Below are 22,620 nucleotides of genomic sequence, written 5' to 3'. Positions count from 1 at the left end.
CCGGATATGAGGGACCTTCGATGCCGCGCGCCTCCCACCATGTCGACGTTGCGATCATCGGGGCGGGGCCCGCGGGGCTGACCGCCGGCTATATGCTCGGCAAGCAGGGCTTCACCGTCACCCTGATCGAGAAGGACCCCGAGCAGGTCGGCGGGATCAGCCGCACCGTCGAGCACCAGGGCTTCCGATTCGACATCGGCGGCCACCGCTTCTTCTCCAAGTCGCGCGAGGTCGTCGACCTGTGGAACGAGCTGCTGCCCGACGACTTCATCGAACGGCCGCGGATGAGCCGCATCTATTATCGCGGCAAATATTACAGCTATCCGCTCCGCGCCTTCGAGGCGCTGCGCAACCTGGGCCTGTGGCAGTCGACGCTGTGCATGGCCAGCTTCTTCCGCTGGAAGCTGTTCCCCCACAAGGAGGTGAAGAGCTTCGAGCAATGGGTCGTCAACCAGTTCGGCGCCCGCCTGTTCGGCATCTTCTTCAAGACCTATACCGAGAAGGTGTGGGGCATGCCGTGCGACGAGATGTCGGCCGACTGGGCGGCCCAGCGCATCAAGGGGCTGAGCCTCGGCAAGGCGGTATGGGACGGCGTCCGCCGCTCGCTGGGCCTCAACAAGCGGCCCAATGACGGGATGCAGGCCAAGACCCTGCTCGAAAGCTTCCGCTATCCGCGCAAGGGGCCCGGCATGATGTGGGACGCCGCGCGCGACCGCATCCTGGAGCAGGGCAACAGCCTGCTGATGGGGCACATGCTCCACCAGCTTTCCTGGGACGAGACCGCCGGGCTGTGGCGGGTCGCCGCGATGGGGCGCGACGGCCGGCTGGCGATGCTGACCGCCGACCATGTCATCAGCTCCGCGCCGATGCGCGAGCTGGCGAGCCGCATCCATCCGCTGCCGGCGACGCTGTCCGACGCGATGGCGCTCCACTATCGCGACTTCCTGACCGTCGCGCTGATGATCCGGTCGGACGACCTGTTCCCCGACAACTGGATCTACATCCATGACGACCGGGTGCAGGTCGGCCGCATCCAGAATTTCCGGAGCTGGTCGCCCGAGATGGTGCCCGATCCGGCGCTGGCCTGCGTCGGACTCGAATATTTCTGCTTCGAGGGCGACGGCCTGTGGTCCTCGTCGGACGAGGATCTCGTCGCACTGGCGACGCGGGAGCTGGCGCAGCTCGGCCTGTGCGACCCGGCCGCCGTGGTGGGCGGCGCGGTCGTCCGGCAGGAGAAGGCCTATCCGGTCTATGACGACGACTATGCCGCCCATGTCGCCGCGGTACGCGGCGAGCTGGAGGCGCGCTACCCGACGCTCCACTTCGTCGGCCGCAACGGCATGCACCGCTACAACAACCAGGACCATGCGATGATGACGGCGATGCTGACCGCGCGCAACATCGCCGCCGGCGCCCGCCGCCACGACGTCTGGGCGGTCAACGAGGACGCCGAATATCACGAGGCCGGCAGCGAGGGCGACGACGCCGGCGTCGCCGCCGCGCTCCGCTCCGAACGCGCGGTGCCGACCCGGATCGCCGACCGGAAGGCGGCGTGACCTTCCCCTTTCCCTCCCCTCCCTTTCAAGGGAGGGGCAAGGGGTGGGTGACGCAGCCAAGGCGGTCGATCCCCCTTGGCGGAGTTCTGCGGGACGGCCGGCGCAGGCTCGCTGCGCTCGCCACCCACCCCCTAACCCCCTCCCTTGAAAGGGAGGGGAGATATGACTGACAGCTCCCTCTCTCCCCGCCGCCTGGTCCTCGGCGTCGCCGCGCTCTGGGCACTCGCGGCGACGGTGCTGCTGGCCGTTGCCTACAGCCGCATCGCCCCACTCGAAATGTGGGACCCCGACGATTATCTGCGGCTCCAGCAGGTCCGCGACTGGCTGGGCGGACAGAGCTTCTTCGACGTCACCCAGTACCGCATCGATCCGCCGCACGGCGTACCGATGCACTGGTCGCGGATCGTCGACCTGCCGATCGCGGCGCTGATCCTGCTGCTCCAGCCGCTGCTCGGCGGGGCGGTCGCCGAGCGCGCCGCCGCCTGTGCGGTGCCGCTGATCACCTTCGCGGGAACGCTGTCGGCGGTCGCGCTCGCCACCGCGCGGCTCGCCAGCCGGCGCGCGGCGCTGCTCGCGGCGACGCTGGCCGCGACCGCACCGATGATCCTGTTCCACGTCCTGCCGATGCGGATCGACCATCATGGCTGGCAGACCGCGCTGGGGCTGTTCGCGGTCGCGGCCTGCTTCGATCGCCGGCCGCTGCGCGGCGGGACGACGGGCGGCATCGTCACCGCGCTGTGGCTCGCCGTCTCGCTCGAGGCGCTGCCGGCAGCGGCGGCGATCGCGCTGCTGCTCGCGCTGCGCTGCCTGTGCTGGGGCGAGACCGAGCGGCTCCGCGCCTTCGCCGCGGCGTTCGGCGGCGCCAGCCTCGTCCTGTTCGCCGGCTTTCACGGGCGCCCCGCCTGGGGCCAATATTGGTGCGACGCGGTCAGCCCCGCCTGGTTCGGGCCGCTGATCGTCGCCCCGATCGCCGCCGCGATCGGGCTGCGGATCGCCGAGCGGGGCGGCGTCGGCGCGCGGATCGCGGCGCTGGTCCTGGCCGGGGCGCTCGGCGTCGCGCTGCTCGCGGCAACCGCGCCCACCTGTCTCGCCGGGCCGTTCGCCACGCTCGATCCGGTGTCGCGCCACTTCTGGTACGACAAGGTCCTCGAAGGGCTGCCGGTCTGGCGGCAGCCGGTCGACAATGTGGTCATGCTGATCGGCTTCCCGCCGATCGGCCTGGCCGGAACGCTGGCCGCCTGGCGCGCCGCACGGACCCGGGACGAAGCGCGCAACTGGCTGACCATGGCCGCAATCCTCGCCGCCGCCTTCGCGGTCGCACTGCTCGTCCAGCGCGCCGGCGGCTTCGCCCATGGCTGCGCCCTGCCCGGCACCGCCTGGCTGCTCGCCAGGCTGCTGGGCAAGATCGATCGCTGGCAACGTCCGCCCCTCCGCGTCCTCGCCTCGGCCGCGACCTTCCTGATGCTGTCGCCGATCGGGACGGTCGCGGCGGGCACGCTGATCATGCATCGCGTCGCGCCCGTCGCGAACAGGACCGGGCTGGCACCCTGCTGCATCGCTCTCAACAGCAGCCTCGATCCGCTGGCGCGGCTGCCACGCAGCTCGATCCTGACAGGGCTCGACCTGACCCCGCGCCTGTTGGTCGTCACGCCGCATAGCTATGCCGGCAGCGGCCATCATCGCGGCTCGCAGGGAATCCGTCGGGTGATCCTGGCCTTCACCCAGCCGCCCGAGGTCGCGCATCGCATCATGGCGGCGCACGGCATGACCTATGTGCTGATCGACCCCGACGGCACCGAGGCGAGCCTCTATGCCGGCGCCGCGCGTGACGGGCTGGCGGCGCGGCTGCTCCATGGCGAAGCACCGGAATGGCTGGAGCCGGTGCCGCTGGAGGGGAGCACGCTCCGGCTGTGGCGGCGACGGTCCTGAAACGGCGATATACGCCGACGGGGCGGCCGATATTCCCGCCGGAATCGCGCCAACCCCTTGCCGTCCTTTCACGCCCGACATAAGGGCGAGTCCCGATGTTCCGGTCCACCCCGCCTCTGACGCCGCCGTCCGGCTGGTGGACGCGACCCTGGTATATCGCCTTCCTCGCGATCATATCGATCATCCCGCTGATCCGGCCCGAGGTTCCCCCGCTCGTCGACCTGATGGGGCATATGGGGCGCTACAGGGTGGAGCTGTCCGCTCCCTCCTCGCCGCTGCTCACCGAATATTTCAGCTTCCAATGGGCGCTGATGGGCAATCTCGGCGTCGACCTGCTGATCATCCCGATGGCCAAGCTGTTCGGGCTCGAGCTGGGCGTGAAGCTGATCGTCATGATGGTGCCGCCGCTGACGCTGACCGGCTTCCTGCTGATCGCGCGCGAGGTCCACGGCCGGCTGCCGGCGACGGCCGGGCTCGTCGCGCCCTTCGCCTATTGCTGGCCGTTCCAGTGGGGCTTCATCAACTATGTGCTGGCGATGGCGCTCGCGCTCAACGCCTTCGCGCTGTGGCTCTATCTGGCGCGGATGGGCCGGGTCCGGCTGCGCGCGATCCTGTTCGTGCCGATCGGCTGCCTGGTCTGGCTGGCGCACGGCTTCGCCTGGGGCGTGCTCGGCCTGCTCGCCTTCTCGGCCGAGATCGTGCGGATGCGCGACGTCGAGGGGCGCGGCTATGTCGAGGCGCTGTGGCGCGGCGCGCTCCACTGCCTGCCGCTCGCCCCACCGATGCTGCTGATGCTGCTGTGGCGATCGGGCGACGTGCAGGGGGAGACCGCGGACTGGTTCAACTGGAAGGCCAAATATGTCTATCTGGTCTCCTCGCTGCGCACCCAGTGGATGGAATTCGACATCTGGCTGGTGTCGCTGCTGATCCTGCTGGTGCTGTTCGGCATCGGATCGATCGGCTGGCGCAGGGTCGGCGTCGACATGCGCCGCACCCTCGGCGTCGCCACGCTGGTGCTGATCATCGCCTATGTCCTGATGCCGCGCATCGTCATCGGATCGGCCTATGCCGACATGCGGCTTGCCCCCTATGTCGTCGCGATCGGCGTGCTCGGGCTGGTGCCGCGCACCACCAACAGGGTTGCGCTGGGCGCCATTGCCGCGGTCGCGCTGGCGATCTTCGGGGTCCGGGTCTGGCAGGCGACCGTCCAGTTCGCCGGCATCTCCGCCTATCAGGAGAAGCAGCTCGCCGCGCTCGACCATGTCGACCGCAACGCCCGCATCTTCGCACTGGTCGACCTGCCCTGCCTGTCGCGCTGGGAATCGCCGCGGCTCGAACATCTCGGCGCGATGGCGATCGTCCGGCGCGAGGCATTCGTCAACGGCCAGTGGACGATGGCGGGCGCGCAGCTGCTGTCGATCAAATATGCCCCGGCCAAGGGCTATGCGGAGGACCCGACCCAGGTGATGCGCCCGCGCCGCTGCCGCGCGCCCCGATCGCGCAGCATCGAAAGCTCGATCGCCCTCTTCCCGCGCGACGCCTTCGACTATCTGTGGCTGATCAACGCGTCGCGCGATCGCTGGCCGATCAACGATCCGTCGCTCAAGCTGATCTGGAACGGCGGCGAGCGCGGCGCGCTCTACCGCATCCAGGAGGACGTGCCCCCCTTCCGCTTCAAGCCGGTGCGCTGACTTACGGCTCCGCGACGATCGCGATCGAGACGCCGAACGGCACCGGCACCCGCGCCGCCCAGAGGCGCTCGGCCCCGAACAGCGTCGTCAGCGCCGCGTTGACCGGCTTCGACGGCATCGCGTCGTCTCCGCCTTCCTTGCCGGTGACCTTGCCGAGCAGCCGCACCGCCGCGATCAGCGGGAACAGCACGCTGTTGAAGTGGGTCAGGTAGCGGGTCCGGAGCCCCGCCCGGCCGAACACGGCGCGGAGCCGCGCGGCGGTGTAACGGCGCTGGTGGTGGTGGGCGACGTCGTGCGCGCTCCACATCCACGGCGCGCCCGGCACGGTGACGAGGATGCGCCCGCCCGGCGCCAGCTTGTCCTTCAGACAGGCCAGCGCCTCGACATCGCCGGGGATATGTTCGAGCACGTCGAGCAGGACGATCAGGTCATAGGCGCCGTCGTCGAGCGGTACGTTCGGCAGATAGCCGCCCTTGATGCTCAGGCCGCTGCGCTGCTCGGCAAAGGCGCGCGCACCGTCGTCGGGCTCGATCGCGTCGACCGCCCCGTAACGCTGGAGCAGCGCGAGGTTCGAACCGGTCCCCGCCCCCACCTCCAGGATGCGCATCGGCCCCGGCTTCGGCCGATGGCGCTCGATCAGGCTGGCGATGATCCGGCGGCGGGCGACGAACCACCAATGGTCCTGGTCGATCTCCGCCATGCGGTCATAGGTGGCGCGGTCCATCAGTCGGCGTCCTTGGCCGCGGGATCGGGACGGCCGATCCCCGCCTTTTCCAGAGTCGGGTCCGTGCAGCCTATGCGTTGCCGGACGATATAGATCGGCCGCTTCTTGGTTTCGACCAGGATTCGTCCGACATATTCGCCGAGGATGCCCAGCGAGAGGAGCTGGACCCCGCCGAGGAACAGCGTCGCCACCATCAGCGACGGATAGCCCGCCACGTCGGCGCCGTAGATCAGGGTGCGCACGCCGATATAGACGGCATAGACCAGCGCCACCACCGCGATCACCGCGCCGACATAGGACCACACCCGCAAAGGCGCGGTCGAGGCCGACGTGATGCCGTCGATCGCAAGCTGCCACAGCTTCCAATAGTTGAACTTGGTGGTGCCGACGGCGCGCTCGGCGCGGTCATATTCGACCGCGGTCTGGCGAAAGCCCGACCAGGCGAACAGGCCCTTCATGAAGCGGTTGCGCTCGGGCATCCGCTTGATCACCTCGACGACCTTGCGGTCGAGCAGGCGGAAATCGCCGGCATGCTCGGGGATCTTGTCCATCGAGAGCCAGTTGTGCGCGCGATAATAGAGATCGGCGGTCAGCCGCTTGGGCAGGCTGTCGGTCAGCCGGTTGCGCCGGACGCCGTAGACCACCTCATAACCGTCGCGCCACTTGTCGATCATCGCGCCGATCACCTCGGGCGGGTCCTGCATGTCGACGTCGATCGGCACCACCACCGCGCCGCGGGCATGGTCGAGACCGGCCGAGAGCGCGGCTTCCTTGCCGAAGTTGCGCGACAGCGACAATGCTCCGACGCGGCGGTCGGCGTCGTGCGCGACGAGGATCGCCGCCATCGTCCGGTCGGTGCTGCCGTCGTCGATGAACAGGATCTCCCAGCCGATCGGCGCGCCCTGCGGATCGCGCAGCGCGTCGAGCACCCGCGTCATCCGCGTGACGAACGGGACGATCGCGTCCTCCTCGTCCTTCACCGGCACGATCACCGACAGCAGGGGAACCGGCAGCGTCTCGCTCATTCGAACACCCATTGGCGGTTCAGCCAGAAGACCAGGAGCGGCGTCACGCCCAGCACCAGCGGATAGGGCGACCAGATCGGAAGGTCCATATGCTGGACGAGCAGCCAGACCCACAGGCTGTTGAGCGCGAAGCTGATCAGCGAGACGACCGCGAAGCGCAGGATCCGCACCCCCTGCCGGTCGCGGCCGCCATGGCCGCGGAAGCTCCATTGGCCATGGACGACATAGCCCGTGGTCGCCGCGCCGACGAAGCCGAACGTCCAGGCGAGGTTGGGATCGAAGCCGGCCGCCTTCACCAGCAGGTGGTAGATGCCGATATTGACGAGCGAGGCGAACACCCCGGTGACCGCATATCGGACGAGTTGGCCGAGCAGCACGATCCGCTCGCGGGAAAGAAGGGGCGCCTCCGGCATCGGCGCGCCATTCCACAAAAGCGGGAGCGGCTCAAGCTGGAGCTGGGGAAAAGGCCGCCGGGGGAACACGCTCCCCGGGGAAAGGGAACCCCGAAGGAGCGCCTCCCGAAGGGTGGAAATTGCCAGTCCGTTCCCTTCGTATCCGTTCCCGGATGGGCCGAACACAGCATGACGAAGCTGAACCTCGCCCGAACGAACGTGACGGGGCCAGTTTTCCGTCGGGCGCGGCGCGCGACCAGGGCCGGCGGCCTTCGTTCCTGCGCGTTTCCGGACGGAAAACCGCTATCCACTTCCTGAAAATGCTTTAATCGGGTCCCGATGCAGGACCGGAACGACGCGCAGCTCGAAGATCGGCTGATGGACTGGATCGAGCGCCGCTGGCGCACCGTCTTCTGGCTGATGTTCCTGGGGGCCTGCGCCTATCTCCTCTATTATCGCTGGGGCCAGGTCCGCTGGCTGGCGCTGAGCGACACCGACGACAATCTCCGGCTGGCGGAGGTCAAGGCCTGGCTCGCCGGGCAGGGCTGGTTCGACCTGCGCCAGTACAAGCTCGCACCGCCGGGCGGTCTCAACGTCCACTGGTCGCGGATCGTCGACCTGCCGATCGCGGCGATGATCCTGGCGTTCCGACCGCTGGTCGGCGAGTTCACCGCCGAACGGATCGCCTGCGCGGTGGCGCCGATGCTGGCGCTGGCGCCGGCGCTGTGGGCGATCGTGCTGACGGTGCGGCGGACCGTCCATCCGCGCGCCTATCCGATCGCCTTCGCCGTGCTGATGTGCGCGCAGACGACGCTGTTCATGTGGATGCCGCTGCGCATCGACCATCATGGCTGGCAGCTCGCGACGCTCGCGTTGGTCGTTGCCGGGATCGCCGACCGGCACCCGCAGCGCGGCGGCGCCATCACGGGAGGCGCCACCGCGCTGTCGCTCGGCATCGGCCTTGAGCTGATTCCGGTGATGGCGGTGGCGGGCGCATCGATCGCGCTGCGCTGGGCCTGGGACCGCGAGCAGGCCGACCGGCTGCGCGCCTATGCGGTGGCGCTGGGCGGCGGCTGCGCGCTCGCCTTCGCCGGCTTCGCCTCCTACGACAACAGGAAGATGGTCTGCGACGTGCTGTCGCCGGTCTATCTGTCGACGCTGCTGCTGACCTCGGCGCTGATGCTGGGGCTGTCGCTCGTCACCATCCGGGGGCTCTGGTGGCGGCTCGCCGCGCTGGCCGCCGCGGGGGCGGCGATCGCCATCTTCTTCGCGCTCAGCTTCCCGCAATGCCTCGGCGCGCCCGAAAGCATCTCACCCGAGCTCAAGCGGCTCTGGTTCGACAATATCCGCGAGGTGAAGCCGCTTTATACCAAGCCGTGGCGCGATGCGCTGCAGACCGCCTGGCTGCCGCTGATCGGCACGGCGGGGGCGATCACCGCCTTCTGGCGGGCGCGGCGCACGCCGCAAGCCCCGGTCTGGGCGACGATCGCGCTGCTCAGCCTGCTGGCGACGGCGGGGCTCGCCTGGCAGTCACGCTTCGGCCCGCAGGCGCAGCTGCTGGGTGTCTATGGCGCGACCGCGCTCGGCTGGCTGCTGTTGCCCCGGCTGCTCGATTCGGCGTCGTCGCTGGTCCGCGTCGGCGGCACGCTGGTCGTCTTCTTCGCGCTGTCGGGACAGGTCGCGCAGTTCGTGGCGATGATCCCAAAGCCCGCCAAGGAGGTCCGCAAGGAAAAGGCGCGGACCGAAGCCGACCGCCAGCCGCGCCGCTGCACCACCCTGCCCGCGCTCGCCCAGCTCGACCGGCTTCCGCCGGCGACGATGCTGACCTTCGTCGACCTGGGGCCGCGGCTGATCGCCATGACCCGACACCGCGCGGTCGCCGGCCCCTACCATCGCAACGGCGACGCGATCCTCGACGTCCAGCACAGCTTCCGCGCGGGCTCGCCCGAGGTGGCGCATGCAGTGATGAAGCGGCGCGGGGCGACGATGCTGCTGCTCTGCCCGGGCATGGCCGAATCGACCATCTACAAGGCCCGCGCGCCGCGTGGATTCTACACCCAGCTGATGGACGGGAAGATACCCAGCTGGCTGGAGCCGGTCGAGCTGCCCGCCAATTCGCCTTTCCGCCTGTGGCGGCGGATCGACTGAAGGCAGGGATCAGCGCAGGGCGAAGGCGGCGCTGATCCCGTCGATCACGAACTGCGCGGCGAGGGCGGCAAGCAGGACGCCCAGCACCCGCGTGATCATCGCCTCGAGCTTGGGACCCAGCACCCGCATGATCGGGCCGGCGGCGAGCAAGGCGGCCATGGTCAGGGCCAGCACCGCGAGCAGCGCACCCAGCACCAGGATCGTCTGCTCGATGCCGTGGCTGCGCGACACCAGCAGCATCACCGTCGCGATCGAGCCCGGCCCGGCGATCATCGGGATGGCCATCGGGAAGACCGAGATGTCCTCGATCGGACGACGTTCCTCGGCGGCCTTGCGGCTGATCTCGTCGGCGCGGCCCTCGCGCCGTTCGGTGCGCTTCTCGAACACCATCTCCAGCGCGATCAGGAACAGCATGATGCCGCCCGCGATGCGGAAAGCGTCGAGGCTGATGCCGAGCGTGTCGAGCAGCTTCTCGCCCACCAGCGCGAACAGGAACAGCAGCACCGTCGCGATCAGGGTCGAGCGGATCGCCATCGAGCGCCGCTGGCCGGCCGGGGCGTCGCGCGTCAGCCCGGCGAAGATCGGCGCGCAGCCGGGCGGATCGATCACCACGAACAGGGTGACGAACGCCGACAGGAACAGGGCGATCATCCGATCGCACCCTCCGGCAGCGCGACGCCGGCCCGGCGATGCGCGGCGACCAGGGTGTTGCGCAGCAGCACGGCGATCGTCATCGGTCCGACCCCGCCGGGGACCGGGGTGATCGCGCCCGCGACCGCCGCCGCCTCGGCGAAGGCGACGTCGCCGACCAGCCGGGTCTTGCCCGGCTCGGCGCCCGGCACGCGGTTGATGCCGACGTCGATCACCGTCGCGCCGTGGCGGATCCAGTCGCCCTTGACCATCTCCGGCCGACCGACCGCGGCGACGACGATATCGGCGCGGCGCACCACGTCGGCCAGGTCTCGGGTGCGGCTGTGCGCGACCGTTACCGTGCAATTCTCGGCGAGCAGCAGCGCCGCCATCGGCTTGCCGACGATATTCGAGCGGCCGATCACCACCGCCGCCAGCCCCGAAAGGTCGCCGAGCCGGTCCTTGAGCAGCATCAGGCAGCCAAGCGGGGTACAGGGAACATAGCCCGCCTCGCCCACCGCCAGCCGGCCGGCATTGACCACGTGGAAGCCGTCGACGTCCTTGTCGGGATCGATCGTCGCGATCACCCTTTTCTCGTCGATGTGCGACGGCAACGGTAGCTGGACGAGGATACCGTCGACCCTGTCGTCGGCGTTGAGCCGCTCGACCAGGTCGAGCAGCTCCATCTCGCTCGCGGTCGCGGGCAGGCGATGCTCGAAGCTCTCCATCCCCGCCTCGACGGTCGCCTTATGCTTGGAGCGGACATAGACCTGGCTCGCGGGATCCTCGCCGACCAGCACCACGGCGAGACCGGGCGCGCGGCCCGCGGCGACGCGGAAGGCGGGAACCGCCGCCGCCACCCGGGCGCGCAGGCCCGCCGCATAAGCCTTGCCGTCGATGATCTCAGCCCCGTTCATGCCCACCCGTCCCTATCCGATCACGCGTTGAAGGGCAGCCGCCAGCGCGGCGGGATCGCCCGAAACATGGAGCCTCTTTAGCCGCGACGTCGCGCCGCTGGCCAGCGTCACGTCGCGCTTCGCCACGCCCAGCGTCTTGGCGACCAGCCGCACCAGCGCCTCGTTCGCCGCACCGTCGCTGGGCGCGGCGGTCAGCTTGACCGATAGCCAGCGCCGCCCGTCGGCGGTGGCGACCACCCCCTCGATCGAATCGCGCCCCGCCTTGGGGCTGGCGCGGACCGCGAGGTGGAGCCCGTCGGCAGCGGCCGTCCAGGGAATCTGTTCAGACTCCGGCCATCATCGCTTGCGCCTGGGCGTGCGGGATGACGATCCGGGTGAGGATGTTGATGATCAGCAGCGCGACCAGCGGCGACAGGTCGAGCGCGCCGAAGTCGGGAAGGATGCGGCGGATCGGCCGGTAGATCGGCTCGGTGATCACGTTGAGCGCATAAAGCACCTGCCGGACGAAATCATTATAGGTGTTGATCACGTTGAACGCGACCAGCCAGGACAGAATGGCCTGGATGATGATCACCCAGGTCAGTGCACCGAGCAGATAGGCGACGATCTCTAACAGGACGGCAAGCATCTGGAGCCCTTTGCAGTGAAGCCGCCGATGTAATGACCGCATCCGCGCGGGGCAACCGGGTGACGGTATCAACCGAGACGTCGCCGCTCCTCTCCCGAGATTCCGGCCTCCGCCGGAACGACGGGACAATCTTCCATGACGCGCCCGCCCTGCCCCGCTATGGTCGCCGCTCGGGGCGGCCGCGCAGGTGGTGGATGGATCTTGGACAGCTCGTCGGGGCGATAGGCCCCTGGGCGATCGCGCTCGGCGCCGGTTTCGAGGGCGAGACCGCGGCGATCGCCGGCGGGGTGATGGCGCATCGCTCGCTGTTCCCGCTCTGGGCGGCCTTCCTCGCCACTGCCTTCGGCGCGGTCGTCGCCGACCAGATATTCTTCCAGATCGGCCGCCGCTTCCGCGACCGCCCGTTCGTCATCCACGTCCGACAGAAGCCCGCCTTCGCCAAGGCGGTCGGCTTCATCGAACGCTATCCGACCGGCTTCATCCTCGCCTTCCGCTTCGTCTACGGCTTCCGCACCGTCAGCCCGATCGCGATCGGGCTGTCGACGATCCCGCTGCGCCGCTTCGCCGTGCTCAACGTCGTCGCGGCGCTGCTCTGGTCGGCGGTCTTCACCATGATCGGCTATCTGTTCGGGCCGACCGTCGATCGGATCATCGAGGCGCTGGCACCCCACAAGACCGAGCTGATGATCGCCTTCCCGATTCCCGGCACCTGCCTGCTGCTCTGGCTGCTGTGGCGCCGCCGCCGGCAACGTCGGCGCGAGCGGATGAACCCGCCCTTCCACGCTCCGGAAATCGCGGAGAGTTGATCGACGCGCTCAGCGGCTCGCGGCGCGGCGTTGCTCGGTGACGATGTTCCAGGTGCCGATGAACAGCGCGGCGACCACCGGCCCGACGATGAAGCCGTGGAAGCCGAACAGCTGGAGCCCGCCCAGCGTCGAGATCAACACGACATAGTCGGGCATACGGGTGTCGCGGCCGACCAGGATCGGACGCAGCACATTGTCGATCGAACCGATCACCAGCGCACCTGCGACGACCAGGATGATCCCCTTCACGACCGCGCCGGTGGCGAACAGATAGAGCGCGACCGGCACCCAGACGATGCCACAGCCGATCGCCGGGATCAGCGAGAAGACCGCCATGATGGTCCCCCACAGCAGCGCGCCCTCGATACCGAGCAGTGCGAAGGTGACTCCCCCGGTCAGGCCCTGGACGATCGCGACGATCAGGCTGCCCTTGATCGTCGCACGGGTGACGACGGTGAAGTTGCGGATCACCGCCCGCCGCCGGTCTGGATCGAGCGGGATCGATTCGATCACCCGGCGCGCCAGCTCCTCGCCGTCGCGGATCAGGAAGAAGGTGAGGTAGAGCATCACGCCCAGCATCAGGACGAGGTTGAGCGCACCCTGCCCGACCTGCAGCGCATGCGCGGCGATCGCGCTGAAGCTGCCGCTGAGCGCCTCGCTGATCTGCTGGCGGGCGGCGGCGAAATCGGTCCAGCCGCGCGCGGCGAGCCAGTTGGCCGCCCAGTCGGGCAGCGCGCCGGTCATCTGCTCGAACATCCGCGCGATGTCGATCTGACCCGACTGTATCATCGCATAGACGTGCAGGAATTCCTGGATCAGCGCCGATCCGAGGAAGGCGGCCGGAAGGATCACGATCAGGATGACGATCAGCAGGGTGATCAGCGCCGCGACGTTCGATCGGCCCGGCATCCGGTCGAGGATGCGGCGGTGGATCGGGCTGAACATCAGCGCGAGGACGAGCCCCCACAGGATCGCGCCGAAAAAGGGCGCGATCACCAATGCGAAGCCGACCGTGACGATCAGGACGAGGGCGAGGAAACTGCCGTCCTCGAAACGGAAACGCCGCGGTTCTTCGGATTCGTTCACTCGGTTCTTCCCCTTGGATGTCCCGGCGATCGATCGCGCAGCGCACGGACGATTGCCACAGGAAAATGAACCGGCGCGGCGCGGGTTCCTTTCCCGTCATCTCATCAATCGAACCTGAACCCGGAAATCATCGTGTCCATCACCAGTTCGCCATAGACGCGCGATCCGGGGCCATCGGAGGCGCCTGCCGCGACCATCAGCGGCAGCAGATGCTCCTCGCGCGGGTGGGCGAAGCGTGCCGCGGGGGCATCGGCCCAGCCGCCCAGCCGCTCCTCGCGGCCCGCCGCATCGCCTTCGACCGCGCTCGCCAGCCAGCGGTCGAAGGCCAGCGACGGCTCGGTCGCGCGGTTGTCGCGATAGGCACGCAGGTTGTGGAAGCTCATCCCTGCGCCGATGATCAGCACGCCTTCGTCGCGCAGCGGGCGCAGCGCACGGCCTACCCGATAAGCGACCTCCGGGTCGAGCCCGTGGTCGAGCGACATTTCGACCACCGGTACGTCGGCATCGGGAAAGGCGACCTTGAGGGGGACGAACACGCCATGGTCGATGCCGCGATCGGGATCGGTCGCGGCCGGATGGCCGGCAGCGCGCAGCAGGCCGGCGGCCCGCTCTGCCAGCGCCGGATCGCCGGGCGCTGGCCAGGTCAGCTGATAGGTATGCGGCGGGAAGTTGTAATAGTCGAAGATCAGCGGCGGGTGCGGCGAGGCCGAGAAGCGGAAGCCCTCGGTCTCCCAATGGCCCGAGACGATCAGGATCGCGTGCGGCCGCTCGGGCAGCCGGTCGGGCAGGCTCCGCAGGAAGGTCTCCATCCCGGTCCAGATGCCGGCGGGATCGTCCATGAAGAAGCAGGGACCCCCGCCGTGCGGGATGTAGAAGCTGGGCTGGCGTATCGTCATGGGAGAGAGATCGGCAGCCGATCGTTGCATTTCAAGAACGGATGCCGGCACGGGCAGCTTCGCGGGCCCATCGCGGCATCGACATCGCGCTGGGGCTCGTGCAATCAGCCATGGCACCACCTGTCGAAAGGAGAGACGCGTGTTCAGCCACATCATGGTCGGTACCGACGACCTCGAGGCCTCCAAGAAATTCTACGATGCCGTGCTCGGCACGCTCGGCGTCAAGCCGGGCCGCGACGATCCGGGCAAGAACCGCATCTTCTGGATGGCGCCCAACGGCATGTTCGGGGTGACCAAGCCGATCGACGGCAAGCCCGCCTGCCATGCCAATGGCGGCACGATCGGCTTCGCCACCGACTCGCCCGAGCAGGCCGACCGCTGGCACGCGGCCGGCGTCGCCAATGGCGGCACCAGCTGCGAGGACGCGCCCGGCGTTCGCGACATGGGCGCGTTCAAGCTCTACCTCGCCTATCTGCGCGATCCGGACGGCAACAAGCTCTGCGCGATGTACCGGATGCCGTGACACCGTCTCGCCGTCATGCCGGCGGAGGCCGGCATGACGGGAGGCTGGCGCGGAACCCCGTCTCCGGGGACCCCGGCCTCCGCCGGGGGTGGTGACGGCCTGGGAAGGGAGCCCCCTATCCCCCGACGGCGTCGCCGATCAGCTTCTTCGCGGGCGCGCCGTTCCAGTCCATCATCCCGTAGACGCGCCACAGCTCCTTGCCTTTGGCGTCGTAGAACACGGTGGTGGGCAGCGTCTCGGTGCCGAGCGCGGTCATCAGCACATTCTGCTGGTCGCTGTGGCGGGTCAGCGCCTTGAAGCCCTTCTCCTTGAAGAAGGGCTCGATCACCTTGGCGCCTTCCAGATCCTCGCTGACGGTGATCAGGCGGAAACGGTCGTCCTCGGCCGCCATCTTGTCGAGCGTCGGCATCTCGGCGATACATGGCGCGCACCAGGTCGCCCACAGGTTGACCATGAGCGGCTTGCCGCGGAACTGGGTCAGCGTCGCCGGACCGCCCTTCTCGTCGGCGAAGGGGATGGCCGGCATCTCCTTGCCGCGTTGCGAAATATCGACCCGACCGACCGATTCGGCGGGCACGCCGCCTTGCGGGGCGTCGTTCGGTTTACTATCGCAGGCGGCCAGCGCCAAAGCGAGGAGACAGGCGATCAACGGCCGCACGGACAACTCCAACAAGATGTGGGGAGGGCGCTTCGCAGAAGGGCCCGCCGCGGTGATGCGCGAAATTAACGCGTCCATCCCGTTCGACAAGCGGCTTTGGCAACAGGACATCGCCGGATCGAAGGCGCATGTCGCGATGCTGGCCAAGCAGAAGATCGTGACCGATGCCGACGCGGCCGAGATTTCCAAGGGTCTCGACGCGGTCGCCGCCGAATATGCCGAACGGGGCGTGCCGGTCGATCTTGCGCTCGAGGATATCCACATGGCGACCGAGGGGCGGCTCGCCGAGTTGATCGGCGCGCCCGCCGGCCGGCTCCATACCGCCCGCTCGCGCAACGACCAGGTCGCGACCGACTTCCGCCTCTGGGTCCGCGACGCGATCGATTCGGTCGAGGCGGGGCTGGTCGCGCTGCAGGTGGCGCTCGTCACCCGCGCGTCGGAGCATGCCGCCAGCGTGATGCCGGGCTTCACCCATCTCCAGGTCGCCCAGCCGGTGACGCTCGGCCATCATCTGATGGCCTATCACGAGATGATCGCCCGCGACCGCAGCCGTTTCGCCGACGCCCGCGCCCGGCTCAATCTCTGCCCGCTCGGCTCGGCCGCACTCGCCGGCACCGGCTTCCCGATCGACCGCCACATGACGGCGGAGGCGCTCGGCTTCGCCGGGCCGACCCGCAACTCGCTCGATTCGGTCAGCGACCGGGACTTCGCGCTCGACTATCTGATGGCGGCGACCCAGCTCAGCCTGCACCTGTCGCGACTGGCCGAGGAGTTCATCATCTGGGCGAGCCAGCCCTACGGCTTCGTCAAGCTGCCGGACAGCTATTCGACCGGCTCGTCGATCATGCCGCAGAAGCGCAACCCCGACGCGGCCGAGCTGGTGCGCGGCCATTCGGGGCGGATCGCCGGCTGCATGACCGCGCTGGTGATGACGATGAAGGGGCTGCCGCTCGCCTATTCGAAGGACATGCAGGACGACAAGCCGCCGGTGTTCGAGGCCCACGACCTGCTCGCCCTGTCGATTGCGGCGATGACCGGCATGATCGAGACGGTCGAGTTCGTCGTGCCCCGCCTGCGCCAGGCCGCCGAACAGGGCTTTTCGACCGCGACCGACCTCGCCGACTGGCTGGTGCGGATTGCCGATATCCCGTTCCGCGAGGCGCATCACATCACCGGCACCGCGGTCAAGCTGGCCGAGCGCGAGGGCGTGGCGCTCGACAAGCTGCCGATCGAGGCGCTGAAGGCGATCGACGAGCGGATCGACGAGCGCGTCTACCAGGCGCTGTCGGTCGACGCCTCGGTCGCGAGCCGGGCGAGCTATGGCGGCACCGCTCCCGACCAGGTCCGCGCCCGCATCGCCGAAGCCAAGGCCGCCCTGGGGATCGAGGGATGACCGGTCCGGCCCCACGCTCCGTTCATCCCGAGCGCCTGCCTTGCAGGCAGTCGAGGTGCTCGACACGAACGGATCGTGTAGGACTGGGCTCATGAACATTCGCATCATCCTCGCCGCGACCGCGCTGCTTGCGCTCGCCGCCTGTGGCAAGCGCGACGCGCTGCGCCCGGCCGAAGGGCACAGCCTGCCGCCCAAGCCGGCGACCGCCGCGACCCAGCCCGACGTGCCGGCGCTGCTCACCCCGCCGGTCGAGACGCGCCCCGGCCGCAGCGACGACGTGCTGCGCCGATCGGAGGAGCGCCCCGACGACCGCTTCAACCTGCCCCCGCCGGGCTGAGGCGCCCTGCGTTCCATCTGCCGTCATGCTGAACTTGTTTCAGCATCCACCCACTCTCTCACCGTGCCTTCCGATATCCGGCCGAGACGTCGCATCCATTTTCGCTGGCCAGCCCAGCGGCCCGGTGGATGCTGAAACAAGTTCAGCATGACGGGGGAAATCGGGGCTTCCAAGGAACGACATGGACCATTTCAACCTGAAGGACGGCGTCCTCCACGCCGAGGACGTGGCGCTGCCCGTGATCGCCGAAGCGGTGGGGACGCCGGTCTATGTCTATTCGACCGCGACGATCGAGCGGCATGTCGCGGTGTTCAAGGCCGCGCTTGCCGCGGTCGAATCGGGGCCCGAGGGGCCGCTGATCGCCTTCGCGGTGAAGGCCAATCCCAACCGCGCGGTGCTGGCGACCTTGGCCAGGGCCGGGCTCGGCGCCGACGTGGTGTCGGGCGGCGAACTGCTGCGCGCGCGCGCCGCCGGCATCCCCGCCGACAAGATCGTCTTCTCGGGCGTCGGCAAGACCGAGGCGGAGATGCGGCTCGGCCTGGAACAGGGCATCTTCCAGTTCAACATCGAATCCGAGCCGGAGGCCGAGATGCTGGCCGCGGTGGCGGCGGCGATGGGCCTGCGCGCACCGGTCGCCTTCCGCATCAACCCGAACGTGATCGCCGGCACCCACGCCAAGATCTCGACCGGCGGGTCGGAGGACAAATTCGGCGTCGCCTATGACCGTGCGACCGCCGCCTATGCACGCGCGGCCGAGCTGCCCGGGCTCGACGTCCGCGGGGTCGCGGTCCACATCGGCAGCCAGCTCACCGACCTCGGCCCGTCGCGCGCCGCCTTCGAGAAGATCGGCGCGCTGATCGCCGAGCTGCGCACCGCCGGGCACCGCATCGTCACCGCCGATCTGGGCGGCGGCCTCGGCGTCCCCTACGACCCCGCCAAGCCGGTGCCGCCGCTGCCCGACGCCTATGGCGCGATGGTGCGCGAGGTGACGGCGGGCTGGAACACGCGGCTCGTCTTTGAGCCCGGCCGGGTGATCGTCGGCAATGCAGGGGTGCTGCTGTCGCGGGTGATCCGGGTCAAGCCCGGCGTCACCGATCCGTTCGTCATCGTCGACGCGGCGATGAACGACCTGATGCGGCCCAGCCTCTACGACGCCTGGCACGATATCCGTGCGGTTACGCCGAACGGTGCGGCAATGACGGCCAACATCGTCGGCCCCATCTGTGAAAGCGGCGACAGTTTCGCCAAGAAACGAGCGATGGACGCCGTCGGTCCCGGCGACCTCGTCACCTTCATGACGGCGGGAGCCTATGGGGCGACGATGGCCAACACCTATAACTCGCGCGCGCTGACGCCCGAGGTGCTGGTGAGCGGGGACCAATGGGCGGTCGTCCGGGAGAGGCAGCCGATCGAGGCGCTGATCGCGGCGGACAAGCTTCCGCCGTGGGTGTGAAGATTTAGGGATATCCGGCCGGCGGTTCGTCATGCCGTCCCGGAACCGCCATAGAGGGAGCCCGCATGAAGCCCGTCCGCAAGGCCATCTTTCCCGTCGCCGGTTTCGGCACCCGCTTCCTTCCCGCCACCAAGGCCGTTCCAAAGGAGATGCTGCCGGTCGTCGACCGGCCGCTGATCCAATATGCCGTCGACGAGGCCCGCGCGGCGGGGATCGAGCAGATGATCTTCGTCACCGGCCGCAACAAATATGCGATCGAGGACTATTTCGATTCCGCCTATGAGATCGAAAGCGATCTCGCCGCCAAGAACAAGACGAGCGTCCTCGACAAGCTCGAATCGACCCGGCTGTCGCCCGGCAAGGCCGCCTTCGTCCGCCAGCAGCAGATGCTGGGCCTCGGCCACGCCGTCGCCTGCGCGCGCGACCTGGTCGGCGACGAGCCGTTCGCGGTGCTGCTGCCGGACGAGCTGTTGTGGAACCCGGCGGCGCCCTGCCTGAAGCAGATGGCCGACACCTATGCGCGCAAGGGCGGCAACGTCGTCGCCGTGCTCGAGGTGGCCGAGGACCAGACCCACAAATATGGCATCGTCGATCCCGGCGCCACCGAGGGTGCCGTGACCGAGGTGCGCAAGATGGTCGAGAAGCCGGCCGCGGGGACCGCCCCCTCACGCCTCGCCATCGTCGGCCGCTACATCCTCCAGCCCGAGATCTTCGCGCTGCTCGAGAAGGGGGAGCGCGGCGCCGGCGGCGAGATCCAGCTGACCGACGCGATGGCCAAGCTGGTCGGCACCCAGCCCTTCCACGCCCTCACCTTCGACGGCGAGCGCCACGATTGCGGCGATAATGCCGGCTTCATCCAGGCGAACATCGCCCTCGCGCTCGAACGGCCCGAGATCGCCGATTCGGTGAAGGCGTTCATCAGGACGCTGGTATAACCCCGGCGGAGGCCGGGATGACGGGGCGGAGTCAGGCGAACTGCTCGGTCGTGACGGTTGCCTGCTGCGCGGCGTTGTAGCGCCCGCCCGACACGGTCTCCTGGTTCACCAGCGTGTCGAGCGCGGCCATATGGTCGGGCGACAGGCTGACCTCGTTCGCGGCCATATTCTCCTCAAGATGTGCGATCTGGTGGGTGCCGGGGATCGTTACGAGCGCCGGATCGCGATGGAGCAGCCAGGCGAGTGCGAGCTGCGCCGGGGTGCAGCCGATCTCCTCGGCGATCGCTTTGTATGGACCGTAGAGCGCCTGGTTCCGTACAACGTCGTCGCCCTGGAAGCGCGGCATGGCGAAGCGGATGTCGTCGCGGCCCAGCATCCGGGGCGTTTCGAACGCCCCTGCCAGGAAGCCGCGCGCCACCGGCGAGAAGGCAACGAAGGTCACGCCCAATTCGCGGCAGACGTCGAGCACCGCTATCTCGGGATTGCGCGTCCACAGCGAATATTCGGTCTGCAGCGCGGTGATCGGATGCGCGGCATGGGCGCGGCGGAGCTGGTCGGCCGACACCTCGGACAGGCCGATCGCGCCGATCTTTCCCGCCTCGACTGCGCGGGCGAGCGCGCCGACCGACTCCTCGATCGGTGTCCTCGGATCGGGCCGGTGGAGATAATAGAGATCGATATGGTCGAGCCCGAGCCGGCGCAGGCTGGCGTCGAGCGTCTCCGCGATCGCGGCGGGCGACCCGTCGACGACGCGCGGATTATCGGCCGTGACGCGGAAGCCGCATTTCGACGCAAGGGTGAATTCGGAGCGGCGCGCCTTGAGCGTGCGGCCGACCAGCGTCTCGTTGTGCCCCTCGCCATAGATCGCCGCGGTATCGAGGAAGTCGCAGCCGAGATCGAGCGCGCGGTGGAGCAGCCGTTCGGACGCCGCCTCGTCGGGCTGCGGGCCATAGGCCTGGCTGAGGCTCATGCAGCCGAGGCCGATGGGGTTGATCGAGAAGCGGCCGAGCCTGCGTTTGTTCGCCATGGGAATCCTTCCGGTTGCGTTGCCGCTCCCCTCTGCCATGCGAAGCGGCTTGGCAAAAGCCGGCCCGCGCGCGACAAGGCGTGCGATGCACAGCCTGCCGATCTTCGTCGATCTTCGCGGCCGGCCCGTCGTCCTGCTGGGCGAAGGGGATGCCGCCGAGGCGAAGCGGCGGCTGATCGAGCGCGCGGGCGGCCGGCCGGTCGGCGAGGCGGAAGGCGAGGATCACGGCGCGCGCCTCGCCTTCGTCGCCTGCGCCGATGAGGCCGAGGCGGCCGCCACGGCGGCGCGGCTCAAGGCGCGCGGCCTGATCGTCAACGTCGCCGACCGGCCGGCGCTGTGCGACTTCACCCTGCCCGCGATCGTCGATCGCGATCCGGTGCTGCTCGCGATCGGCACCGGCGGGCGATCGGCGGGGCTCGCCAAGGCGCTGCGCCAGCGGATCGAGGCGCTGCTCCCCGCCGGGCTGGGCGCGCTGGCCGAGGCGCTCGCCGCCGCCCGGGCCCGCATGCGCGCCCGCTGGCCCGATGCCGATAGCCGCCGCCGCGCGATCGACGCTGCTCTTGCCGAGGGCGGTCCGCTCGATCCGCTCGGCGACGGCGCGGCCGAGGCGGTCGATCGCTGGCTCGCCGCCGATCATGTCGAGGCGGCCGACCGGATCGTGCCGATCCGGTTGCGGTCGGCCGATCCCGACGACCTGACGCTGGGCGAGGCGCGGCTATTGGGCCAGGCGGACCGGCTCTACCACCGCCCCGACGTGCCGCAGGCGATCCTCGCCCGCGCCCGCGCCGATGCCGCGCGGCACGCCTGCGCCGTCCCGCCTGCCGCGTCCGGGCCGGGGCTGTCGATCGACCTGGGATTCGCATGACACCCGGCTGGACCATCGGCGAGGAAGGTGCGGGGCAGTTCCGCTGGATCCATCTCGACGGGCGCGATGCCCAGGCGATGCGGTGGCTCGAGGATGAATCGCACGGGCTGCCGCCGACGGCCCGCTTCAACCTGACCACCGCCGAGACCCGGCCGCGCTGCCAGCCGCTTCACGACGGCGTCATCATCAACCTGCGCGGGCCTCGCCACAGCGACGAGCATGGCGAGGGCGACGAGCTGGTCTCGATCCGCATCTGGGCCGAGCGCGGACGGCTGGTGTCGGTCAGCTATCGCCGCATGGCGGGCCTGGAGGACCTGCGCGAGCGGATGGACAAGGGCGAGTTCCTCGACCCCGGCGACCTGATCGCCGCACTGGCGGTGCAGATCGCCCGCCATCTCGATCCGGTGGTCGCCGACCTGGGCGATCAGGTCGACGATTGCGAGCTGGCGCTGTCGGCCGAGACCTTCCACCTGCGCCGCCACATCGCCAAGGCGCGGTCGACCGCGATCAGCTATCGCCGGTTCATCGTGCCGCAGCGCCAGGCGCTCGAGGCGATGGCGCTGCTCGAGCTCGACTGGATCGAGGACGACGACCGCATCCACCTGCGCGAGGCCGCCGACCGCTTCGCGCGCATGGCCGAGGAGCTGGAGGCGGTGCGCGAGCGATCGGCGCTGCTCCACGAACAGATCACCGACCTGCGCGCCGAGAAGATCGACCGCCGCTCGCTGGTCATCGCGATCGTCGCGCTGATCTTCCTGCCGCTGACCTTCGTCACCGGACTGTTCGGGATGAACGTCGACGGCATCCCCTATGCCCACCATCCCTTGTCCTTCTGGGCGGTGACGGGGTTCAGCCTGCTGGTCGGCGCCGGCGTGGCGCTGTGGTTCGCCGCCGCGAAATGGTTCCGCAACTGACTGGACGGGCGCCGGCAACGATGGCCGTCCCGATCGCCCATTCGCCCGTTCGCCCGCCGACGAAGCTCCTGTCGCACGCGCCGCTCC

At 69.2% G+C, this 22,620-nt stretch carries 23 protein-coding genes; 12 read left to right on the top strand and 11 right to left on the bottom strand.

Annotated features, from left to right (window positions below):
* Positions 1-20 precede the first annotated feature (20 nt).
* The 3 genes from B5X82_RS13885 to B5X82_RS13875 all read left to right on the top strand — a co-directional run bounded on the left by B5X82_RS13885 (position 21) and on the right by B5X82_RS13875 (position 5,176).
* A complete protein-coding gene (locus tag B5X82_RS13885; RefSeq protein ID WP_079648744.1) occupies positions 21-1,556 on the top strand; it encodes an NAD(P)/FAD-dependent oxidoreductase in 1,536 nt (511 codons plus the stop codon).
* Positions 1,557-1,718: 162 nt separating this feature from the next.
* Entirely contained in the window at positions 1,719-3,485 is a 1,767-nt protein-coding gene (locus B5X82_RS13880; protein WP_079648743.1) for a hypothetical protein, read from the top strand.
* Between the two features lie 95 nt (positions 3,486-3,580).
* Positions 3,581-5,176: a hypothetical protein gene (locus tag B5X82_RS13875; protein ID WP_079648742.1), complete on the top strand. Its 1,596-nt coding sequence runs from the start codon at positions 3,581-3,583 to the stop codon at positions 5,174-5,176.
* Position 5,177: 1 nt separating this feature from the next.
* On the opposite strand, the gene B5X82_RS13870 is transcribed toward B5X82_RS13875, so the two are convergent.
* Genes B5X82_RS13870 through B5X82_RS13860 form a run of 3 tightly spaced genes read right to left on the bottom strand, consistent with a single transcriptional unit; the run spans position 5,178 to position 7,338 of the window.
* A complete protein-coding gene (locus tag B5X82_RS13870) occupies positions 5,178-5,900 on the bottom strand; it encodes a class I SAM-dependent methyltransferase (protein WP_079648741.1) in 723 nt (240 codons plus the stop codon).
* Positions 5,900-6,925: a glycosyltransferase family 2 protein gene (locus B5X82_RS13865; protein WP_079648740.1), complete on the bottom strand. Its 1,026-nt coding sequence runs from the start codon at positions 6,923-6,925 to the stop codon at positions 5,900-5,902. The genes B5X82_RS13870 and B5X82_RS13865 overlap by 1 nt, the downstream gene beginning before the upstream one ends.
* Positions 6,922-7,338 (bottom strand): GtrA family protein, encoded by a 417-nt coding sequence (locus B5X82_RS13860; protein ID WP_079648739.1) that lies wholly within the window; start codon positions 7,336-7,338, stop codon positions 6,922-6,924. Before B5X82_RS13860 ends, B5X82_RS13865 begins: the two co-directional genes overlap by 4 nt.
* 318 nt (positions 7,339-7,656) lie before the next feature.
* Here B5X82_RS13860 and B5X82_RS13855 point away from each other — a divergent pair, with 318 nt between their 5' ends.
* Positions 7,657-9,465, top strand: coding sequence for a hypothetical protein (locus tag B5X82_RS13855; RefSeq protein ID WP_079648738.1), 1,809 nt, complete (start codon positions 7,657-7,659; stop codon positions 9,463-9,465).
* 9 nt (positions 9,466-9,474) lie between these two features.
* Here B5X82_RS13855 and B5X82_RS13850 read toward each other — a convergent pair whose 3' ends face one another.
* From B5X82_RS13850 to B5X82_RS13835, 4 genes are read right to left on the bottom strand one after another with little or no spacing between them, the layout of a single operon-like run.
* Positions 9,475-10,116, bottom strand: coding sequence for a MarC family protein (locus B5X82_RS13850; RefSeq protein ID WP_079648737.1), 642 nt, complete (start codon positions 10,114-10,116; stop codon positions 9,475-9,477).
* Positions 10,113-11,012 carry a bifunctional methylenetetrahydrofolate dehydrogenase/methenyltetrahydrofolate cyclohydrolase FolD gene (folD, locus tag B5X82_RS13845; protein WP_079648736.1) on the bottom strand — a complete coding sequence of 300 codons (900 nt, stop codon included), beginning with the start codon at positions 11,010-11,012 and terminating at the stop codon, positions 10,113-10,115. Before folD ends, B5X82_RS13850 begins: the two co-directional genes overlap by 4 nt.
* Positions 11,013-11,024: 12 nt before the next feature.
* Positions 11,025-11,330: a DUF167 family protein gene (locus tag B5X82_RS13840; protein ID WP_079648735.1), complete on the bottom strand. Its 306-nt coding sequence runs from the start codon at positions 11,328-11,330 to the stop codon at positions 11,025-11,027.
* 4 nt (positions 11,331-11,334) lie between these two features.
* On the bottom strand, positions 11,335-11,640 hold the full coding sequence (locus B5X82_RS13835; protein ID WP_012049072.1) for a YggT family protein: 306 nt from the start codon (positions 11,638-11,640) through the stop codon (positions 11,335-11,337).
* 194 nt (positions 11,641-11,834) lie between these two features.
* Between B5X82_RS13835 and B5X82_RS13830 the strand changes: the two genes are divergently transcribed.
* Positions 11,835-12,446 carry a DedA family protein gene (locus tag B5X82_RS13830; RefSeq protein ID WP_079648734.1) on the top strand — a complete coding sequence of 204 codons (612 nt, stop codon included), beginning with the start codon at positions 11,835-11,837 and terminating at the stop codon, positions 12,444-12,446.
* Positions 12,447-12,455: 9 nt separating this feature from the next.
* Here B5X82_RS13830 and B5X82_RS13825 read toward each other — a convergent pair whose 3' ends face one another.
* Together B5X82_RS13825 and B5X82_RS13820 are read right to left on the bottom strand one after the other, a co-directional pair.
* Positions 12,456-13,532 (bottom strand): AI-2E family transporter, encoded by a 1,077-nt coding sequence (locus tag B5X82_RS13825; protein WP_079648733.1) that lies wholly within the window; start codon positions 13,530-13,532, stop codon positions 12,456-12,458.
* 104 nt (positions 13,533-13,636) lie between these two features.
* Positions 13,637-14,458, bottom strand: a complete 822-nt coding sequence (locus B5X82_RS13820) for a DODA-type extradiol aromatic ring-opening family dioxygenase (RefSeq protein WP_079648732.1) — start codon at positions 14,456-14,458, stop codon at positions 13,637-13,639.
* A gap of 109 nt (positions 14,459-14,567) precedes the next feature.
* On the opposite strand from B5X82_RS13820, the gene B5X82_RS13815 reads away from it, so the two are divergent.
* Positions 14,568-14,951 carry a VOC family protein gene (locus B5X82_RS13815; RefSeq protein WP_079648731.1) on the top strand — a complete coding sequence of 128 codons (384 nt, stop codon included), beginning with the start codon at positions 14,568-14,570 and terminating at the stop codon, positions 14,949-14,951.
* A 115-nt stretch (positions 14,952-15,066) separates the two neighbouring features.
* On the opposite strand, the gene B5X82_RS13810 is transcribed toward B5X82_RS13815, so the two are convergent.
* Positions 15,067-15,609: a TlpA family protein disulfide reductase gene (locus tag B5X82_RS13810; protein ID WP_223811117.1), complete on the bottom strand. Its 543-nt coding sequence runs from the start codon at positions 15,607-15,609 to the stop codon at positions 15,067-15,069.
* 16 nt (positions 15,610-15,625) lie between these two features.
* Between B5X82_RS13810 and argH the strand changes: the two genes are divergently transcribed.
* The 4 genes from argH to galU all read left to right on the top strand — a co-directional run bounded on the left by argH (position 15,626) and on the right by galU (position 19,727).
* Positions 15,626-17,002, top strand: coding sequence for an argininosuccinate lyase (gene argH / locus B5X82_RS13805; RefSeq protein WP_079648729.1), 1,377 nt, complete (start codon positions 15,626-15,628; stop codon positions 17,000-17,002).
* Between the two features lie 91 nt (positions 17,003-17,093).
* Positions 17,094-17,339 (top strand): hypothetical protein, encoded by a 246-nt coding sequence (locus tag B5X82_RS13800; protein WP_079648728.1) that lies wholly within the window; start codon positions 17,094-17,096, stop codon positions 17,337-17,339.
* A gap of 181 nt (positions 17,340-17,520) precedes the next feature.
* On the top strand, positions 17,521-18,792 hold the full coding sequence (gene lysA, locus B5X82_RS13795; RefSeq protein WP_079648727.1) for a diaminopimelate decarboxylase: 1,272 nt from the start codon (positions 17,521-17,523) through the stop codon (positions 18,790-18,792).
* A 65-nt stretch (positions 18,793-18,857) separates the two neighbouring features.
* Entirely contained in the window at positions 18,858-19,727 is an 870-nt protein-coding gene (gene galU / locus B5X82_RS13790) for a UTP--glucose-1-phosphate uridylyltransferase GalU (RefSeq protein WP_079648726.1), read from the top strand.
* 31 nt (positions 19,728-19,758) lie between these two features.
* On the opposite strand, the gene B5X82_RS13785 is transcribed toward galU, so the two are convergent.
* Positions 19,759-20,754 carry an aldo/keto reductase gene (locus B5X82_RS13785; RefSeq protein WP_079648725.1) on the bottom strand — a complete coding sequence of 332 codons (996 nt, stop codon included), beginning with the start codon at positions 20,752-20,754 and terminating at the stop codon, positions 19,759-19,761.
* A gap of 85 nt (positions 20,755-20,839) precedes the next feature.
* On the opposite strand from B5X82_RS13785, the gene B5X82_RS13780 reads away from it, so the two are divergent.
* Together B5X82_RS13780 and B5X82_RS13775 are read left to right on the top strand one after the other, a co-directional pair.
* The gene (locus B5X82_RS13780) at positions 20,840-21,619 is read left to right on the top strand and encodes a precorrin-2 dehydrogenase/sirohydrochlorin ferrochelatase family protein (protein ID WP_079648724.1); all 780 of its coding nucleotides are present in this window, start codon (positions 20,840-20,842) and stop codon (positions 21,617-21,619) included.
* Positions 21,616-22,533 carry a zinc transporter ZntB gene (locus tag B5X82_RS13775; protein WP_079648723.1) on the top strand — a complete coding sequence of 306 codons (918 nt, stop codon included), beginning with the start codon at positions 21,616-21,618 and terminating at the stop codon, positions 22,531-22,533. Before B5X82_RS13780 ends, B5X82_RS13775 begins: the two co-directional genes overlap by 4 nt.
* Positions 22,534-22,620: the final 87 nt, after the last annotated feature.

The organism is Rhizorhabdus histidinilytica (assembly GCF_900167915.1).
GTDB lineage: Bacteria > Pseudomonadota > Alphaproteobacteria > Sphingomonadales > Sphingomonadaceae > Rhizorhabdus > Rhizorhabdus histidinilytica.
Note: the sequence above shows the minus strand (reverse complement) of the source record. Positions and strands in the feature narration are given on the sequence as shown.